Raw genomic sequence first — 5,678 nt, forward strand, 5'->3', positions numbered from 1 at the left:
CGCCACCTTGATCGGGCAAGCCCCGAACGCTCTTTAAAAAGTTAACCAAGTAATTCGTGTGGGCGCTGGCCGAGGTATTTCGGATACGAAATATCAGGACAGTGACTCGTCGAAATTGAGTTTTGTCTTGAGCAAGAATAGAGGATCTTCGGATTCTTGTATGATTTAAACTGAAGAGTTTGATCATGGCTCAGATTGAACGCTGGCGGCAGGCTTAACACATGCAAGTCGAGCGGTAACAGGGGGAGCTTGCTCCCCGCTGACGAGCGGCGGACGGGTGAGTAATGCATAGGAAACTGCCCAGTAGTGGGGGATAGCCCGGGGAAACCCGGATTAATACCGCATACGCCCTTTGGGGGAAAGCAGGGGATCTTCGGACCTTGCGCTATTGGATGTGCCTATGTCGGATTAGCTAGTTGGTGGGGTAAGAGCCTACCAAGGCGACGATCCGTAGCTGGTCTGAGAGGATGATCAGCCACATCGGGACTGAGACACGGCCCGAACTCCTACGGGAGGCAGCAGTGGGGAATATTGGACAATGGGGGCAACCCTGATCCAGCCATGCCGCGTGTGTGAAGAAGGCTTTCGGGTTGTAAAGCACTTTCAGTGAGGAGGAAAACCTTACGACTAATACTCGTGAGGCTTGACGTTACTCACAGAAGAAGCACCGGCTAACTCCGTGCCAGCAGCCGCGGTAATACGGAGGGTGCAAGCGTTAATCGGAATTACTGGGCGTAAAGCGCGCGTAGGTGGTTTGATAAGCGAGATGTGAAAGCCCCGGGCTCAACCTGGGAACGGCATTTCGAACTGTCAGGCTAGAGTATGGTAGAGGAGTGTGGAATTTCCTGTGTAGCGGTGAAATGCGTAGATATAGGAAGGAACACCAGTGGCGAAGGCGGCACTCTGGACCAATACTGACACTGAGGTGCGAAAGCGTGGGGAGCAAACAGGATTAGATACCCTGGTAGTCCACGCTGTAAACGATGTCAACTAGCCGTTGGGACTCTTGAAGTCTTAGTGGCGCAGCTAACGCACTAAGTTGACCGCCTGGGGAGTACGGCCGCAAGGTTAAAACTCAAATGAATTGACGGGGGCCCGCACAAGCGGTGGAGCATGTGGTTTAATTCGACGCAACGCGAAGAACCTTACCTGGCCTTGACATGCAGAGAACTTTCCAGAGATGGATTGGTGCCTTCGGGAACTCTGACACAGGTGCTGCATGGCCGTCGTCAGCTCGTGTCGTGAGATGTTGGGTTAAGTCCCGTAACGAGCGCAACCCCTATCCCTAGTTGCTAGCAGTTCGGCTGAGAACTCTAGGGAGACTGCCGGTGACAAACCGGAGGAAGGTGGGGATGACGTCAGGTCATCATGGCCCTTACGGCCAGGGCTACACACGTGCTACAATGGTGCGTACAGAGGGCTGCAAACCCGCGAGGGGGAGCTAATCTCACAAAACGCATCGTAGTCCGGATCGGAGTCTGCAACTCGACTCCGTGAAGTCGGAATCGCTAGTAATCGCGAATCAGAATGTCGCGGTGAATACGTTCCCGGGCCTTGTACACACCGCCCGTCACACCATGGGAGTGGATTGCACCAGAAGTGGTTAGTCTAACCTTCGGGAGGACGATCACCACGGTGTGGTTCATGACTGGGGTGAAGTCGTAACAAGGTAGCCGTAGGGGAACCTGCGGCTGGATCACCTCCTTAAACGAAGCCGAACGCTTCGGTCAGAGTCCACACGAATTACTTGGTTGGCTTAAGAAGAGAGCAAAGGGTCTATGCAGGCCCGACTTGGCTTGTTTGAGGACAAGCAAAACCGGGTCTGTAGCTCAGGTGGTTAGAGCGCACCCCTGATAAGGGTGAGGTCGGTGGTTCAAGTCCACCCAGACCCACCAGAATTGTCCAGCTCGTCGTTGCGCCAAGACTCGCATACTGAATGTATGCTTCGCCTTGACGCGCCTAGATCTGAATAATTCTAGCGGTAGCGACGATCGCGGAGGCGCCGGACAGGTTTCGTTAATCAAGGCGCAGCGTGAGTGAGTGAAGGAGTGACCCTCGATGGGTCATGACTGATGCGAGCGAGGGTTGCAACGCCGAGTAACGGAAGCTGGACAAGAATCCGGGGCTGTAGCTCAGTTGGGAGAGCGCCTGCCTTGCACGCAGGAGGTCAGCGGTTCGATCCCGCTCAGCTCCACCAATACCTGGACCGATCGATGAATGCCTGGCTTCGGTCAGTGTACAGAAACAAGTTTTTCAGTGTTATGACTCGAATAAGGGTTGTGGCTGAAGGCCTTCTTTCTGATCACTGGGTCAGATTTGCTCTTTAACAAATTGGACGAGATAGAACACGAATACGTTTTCTCATTATCTCCGAGAGAACGTGTTTAATGTGATAGCGATTTCAAGCGTTATCCGGTGTTGTCGTTGAAGTGGTTGTATATGGCTTCGAGCGACTGTCTCTGAATCTCATCTCTGAATGAGAGGGTTGTGTCCACTTCGGTGGGTACGATGTTCTTGTTGAGCGTGAGGCGCAGATCAGTTGTCTTGGGGTTATATAGTCAAGCAACTAAGCGCATACGGTGGATGCCTTGGCAGTCAGAGGCGATGAAAGACGTGGAAGCCTGCGATAAGGCTCGGGGAGCTGGCAAACAAGCTGTGATCCGGGCATCTCTGAATGGGGAAACCCACCGGTCTTCGGACCGGTACCGTACGGTGAATACATAGCCGTACGGGGCGAACTCGGGGAACTGAAACATCTAAGTACCCGAAGGAAAAGAAATCAACCGAGATTCCCTCAGTAGCGGCGAGCGAACGGGGACCAGCCCTTAAGCTGGACAACTGGTAGGAGAAGGCCCTGGAAAGAGCCGCCATAGTGGGTGATAGCCCCGTATCCGAAACCTGAGTCCAGTGAAATCGAGTAGGACGGGACACGAGACATCCTGTCTGAACATGGGGGGACCATCCTCCAAGGCTAAATACTCCTGACTGACCGATAGTGAACCAGTACCGTGAGGGAAAGGCGAAAAGAACCCCTGTGAGGGGAGTGAAATAGATCCTGAAACCGTATGCGTACAAGCAGTCGGAGCGGACTTGTTCCGTGACGGCGTACCTTTTGTATAATGGGTCAGCGACTTATGTTCAGTGGCGAGGTTAACCGTTTAGGGGAGCCGTAGGGAAACCGAGTCTGAATAGGGCGATTTAGTCGCTGGGCATAGACCCGAAACCGGGCGATCTATCCATGAGCAGGTTGAAGGTTGAGTAACATCAACTGGAGGACCGAACCCACTGTCGTTGAAAAGCCAGGGGATGACTTGTGGATCGGAGTGAAAGGCTAATCAAGCCCGGAGATAGCTGGTTCTCCCCGAAAGCTATTTAGGTAGCGCCTCGGACGAATACCACAGGGGGTAGAGCACTGTTTCGGCTAGGGGGTCATCCCGACTTACCAACCCGATGCAAACTCCGAATACCTGTGAGTACTATCCGGGAGACACACGGTGGGTGCTAACGTCCATCGTGAAGAGGGAAACAACCCAGACCGCCAGCTAAGGTCCCCAAATACCAGTTAAGTGGGAAACGATGTGGGAAGGCTCAGACAGCTAGGAGGTTGGCTTAGAAGCAGCCATCCTTTAAAGAAAGCGTAATAGCTCACTAGTCGAGTCGGCCTGCGCGGAAGATGTAACGGGGCTCAAACTGGTTACCGAAGCTGCGGCTGTGCACGCAAGTGCACGGGGTAGGGGAGCGTTCTGTAAGCCTGCGAAGGTGTGTCGAGAGGCATGCTGGAGGTATCAGAAGTGCGAATGCTGACATGAGTAACGACAATGGGGGTGAAAAACCCCCACGCCGGAAGACCAAGGTTTCCTGCGCAACGCTAATCGGCGCAGGGTGAGTCGGCCCCTAAGGTGAGACCGAAAGGTGTAATCGATGGGAAACGGGTTAATATTCCCGTACCTTGGATCACTGCGATGGAGAGACGGAGAAGGCTAGGTGAGCCGGGCGACGGTTGTCCCGGTTTAAGCATGTAGGGAGTGGACTTAGGCAAATCCGGGTCCACAATCCCGAGACGCGACGACGACTGCCCTTTTAGGGCGGGAAGTCATTGATGCCCTGCTTCCAGGAAAATCTTCTAAGCTTCAGGTGATTCGAGACCGTACCCCAAACCGACACAGGTGGTCAGGTAGAGAATACCAAGGCGCTTGAGAGAACTCGGGTAAAGGAACTAGGCAAAATGGTGCCGTAACTTCGGGAGAAGGCACGCCGGTGGTATGTGACGCCCTTCGCGGGTTGAGCAGAAGCCGGTCGAAGATACCAGGCCCCTGCGACTGTTTATTAAAAACACAGCACTGTGCTAACACGAAAGTGGACGTATACGGTGTGACGCCTGCCCGGTGCCGGAAGGTTAATTGATGGGGTTAGCGCTTGCGCGAAGCTCTTGATCGAAGCCCCGGTAAACGGCGGCCGTAACTATAACGGTCCTAAGGTAGCGAAATTCCTTGTCGGGTAAGTTCCGACCTGCACGAATGGCGTAACGATGGGGGCGCTGTCTCTACCCGAGACTCAGTGAAATTGAAATCGCCGTGAAGATGCGGTGTATCCGCGGCTAGACGGAAAGACCCCGTGAACCTTTACTATAGCTTCACAGTGAACTTTGAGCATGTTTGTGTAGGATAGCTGGGAGGCTTTGAAACCATCACGCCAGTGATGGTGGAGCCAACCTTGAAATACCAGCCTGACCTGTTTGAGGTTCTAACTTGGTCCCCTGATCGGGGATGAGGACACTGTGTGGTGGGTAGTTTGACTGGGGCGGTCTCCTCCCAAAGCGTAACGGAGGAGCACAAAGGTGGGCTAAGCACGGTCGGACATCGTGCGGTTAGTGTAATGGCACAAGCCCGCTTAACTGCGAGACAGACACGTCGAGCAGGTACGAAAGTAGGTCATAGTGATCCGGTGGTTCTGTATGGAAGGGCCATCGCTCAACGGATAAAAGGTACTCCGGGGATAACAGGCTGATACCGCCCAAGAGTTCACATCGACGGCGGTGTTTGGCACCTCGATGTCGGCTCATCACATCCTGGGGCTGAAGCCGGTCCCAAGGGTATGGCTGTTCGCCATTTAAAGTGGTACGCGAGCTGGGTTTAGAACGTCGTGAGACAGTTCGGTCCCTATCTGCCGTGGACGTTGGAGATTTGAGGAAAGCTGCTCCTAGTACGAGAGGACCGGAGTGGACGAACCGCTGGTGTTCGGGTTGTGTCGCCAGACGCATTGCCCGGTAGCTATGTTCGGACAGGATAACCGCTGAAAGCATCTAAGCGGGAAGCCCCTTCCAAGATGAGATCTCCCTGGACCCTTGAGGTCCCTGAAGAGCCGTTCAAGACCAGGACGTTGATAGGTCGGGTGTGTAAGCGCTGCGAGGCGTTGAGCTAACCGATACTAATTGCTCGTGCGGCTTGACTATATAACACCCAAGACAATTGCGGATGACGCAAGAGCAGGCGAGAGCCACGCTCAAATGAAATCACCATCACACCGTTCTACCTCGTCCACCCAGTGATCAACCGTTTTGCCTGACGACCATAGCGGTCTGGAACCACCTGATCCCATCCCGAACTCAGCCGTGAAACAGACCAGCGCCGATGGTAGTGTGGCTTCTGCCCATGTGAGAGTAGGTCATCGTCAGGCTC

2 tRNA genes and 3 rRNA genes are annotated in these 5,678 nt (G+C 54.0%); all 5 read left to right on the forward strand.

What is annotated here, in order from left to right:
- Positions 1–167: 167 nt before the first annotated feature.
- The 5 genes from AC13D2_RS10325 to rrf all read left to right on the forward strand — a co-directional run bounded on the left by AC13D2_RS10325 (position 168) and on the right by rrf (position 5,676).
- Positions 168–1,707 (forward strand): 16S ribosomal RNA (locus tag AC13D2_RS10325).
- Between the two features lie 111 nt (positions 1,708–1,818).
- Positions 1,819–1,895, forward strand: a tRNA-Ile gene (locus AC13D2_RS10330).
- A 226-nt stretch (positions 1,896–2,121) separates the two neighbouring features.
- A tRNA-Ala gene (locus AC13D2_RS10335) sits at positions 2,122–2,197 on the forward strand.
- 359 nt (positions 2,198–2,556) lie between these two features.
- Positions 2,557–5,452, forward strand: a 23S ribosomal RNA gene (locus tag AC13D2_RS10340).
- A 108-nt stretch (positions 5,453–5,560) separates the two neighbouring features.
- Positions 5,561–5,676: ribosomal RNA gene (gene rrf, locus AC13D2_RS10345) — 5S ribosomal RNA — on the forward strand.
- Together the 16S, 23S and 5S rRNA genes with 2 tRNA genes alongside form the textbook arrangement of a ribosomal RNA operon.
- Positions 5,677–5,678: the final 2 nt, after the last annotated feature.

Source organism: Marinobacter sp. B-12, from assembly GCF_056857915.1.